1 protein-coding gene is annotated in these 1,045 nt (G+C 65.6%); it reads right to left on the bottom strand.

All coding sequences use genetic code 11. The features are described from left to right. Positions 1-899: IS110 family transposase (locus WKB88_RS18155; RefSeq protein ID WP_341395966.1), on the bottom strand; the 899-nt coding region annotated here is incomplete at its 3' end. Between the last annotated feature and the right edge of the window lie 146 nt (positions 900-1,045).

Genomic DNA, 1,045 nt, shown 5'->3' on the forward strand with positions numbered 1-1,045 from the left:
GCGAAGTGCTTGCCGGTGACTTCGGTGAGGATTCGTGCGCAGGTCCTGACGCCGATGCCGGGCATCGAGGTCAGGACCTCGTAAAGAGGGTGGGCCTCCACGAGTGCTTCGACCTGGGAAGCGATTTCGTCGCGCTGCCGGCGCAGCGCCGAGAGCTGCTCGGCCAGTTTCGGCAGCACGATCCCCGCTGCGCCGGTGCCTACGACCACGACCGTCTGCTCACTGAGGGCGGTGAAGATGGCCTCGGTCAGGCGTTCAGCGGCCCGGGGTGCATGTTTCTTCAGCCGTGCTTTGACGTGTCCGCGACCGGCGGTCTTCAACACCTGCGGGGTCGGATAGCGGGTAAGCAGGTCCGCGACCGCCGGATGATCCAGGTGGGGGCCCAGTGCCCGTTCCAGGGCGGGATGGATTTGGGTGAGCAGCCCGCGGATCCGGTTGGAAGTGGCCGTGATCTGACCCGCGAGGTCGTCATCGAAGCCGCAGAGCACCCCGAGCTCGGCGAGGGTTTCATCGTCCAGTTCCACCGACCGCAGTGTATGTGGCATGGTCCGGGCGGCTTCGGCGATGATCGCTGCGTCCCGGGCATCGGTTTTAGCCTGGCCCGGGTGAAGGTCAGCGATTCGGCGCATCGCCAGTCCCGGCAGGTAGCCCACGGCTGCTCCGGCGGCTTGGGCGACCGCGACGGGCAGCGCACCGATGGTCGCGGGTTGGTCCACGACAACCAGGACTTTGCCGTGGCTGGCGAGCTTGGTGAGGACGTCCCGGATTTTGGTTTCGTCCTGCGGCAGGGCTTTGTCGTAGAGCTTCTTTCCGGCCCGGTTCAGGGCCACGGCGTGGTGGCCGGTTTTGCCGACGTCCAGGCCAAGGAAAACGTCGATGCTCTCTTGCTCCAAGATCATGATTACCCCCGGTAGCTCGTGCTGAGACTGACGCGTTGGCTGGTCAGGGCGGCAGGAGTCGCATCCACGTTACGAATGGCTTCGTTGGTCGTGCCTCTATTAGCGATTCCCCGGCCGCCAAGTCGGTTCCGGTGGCAACACCCCCC

Origin of the sequence: Arthrobacter sp. G119Y2, assembly GCF_038069765.1 — a bacterium.
Taxonomy (GTDB): Bacteria; Actinomycetota; Actinomycetes; order Actinomycetales; family Micrococcaceae; genus Arthrobacter_B.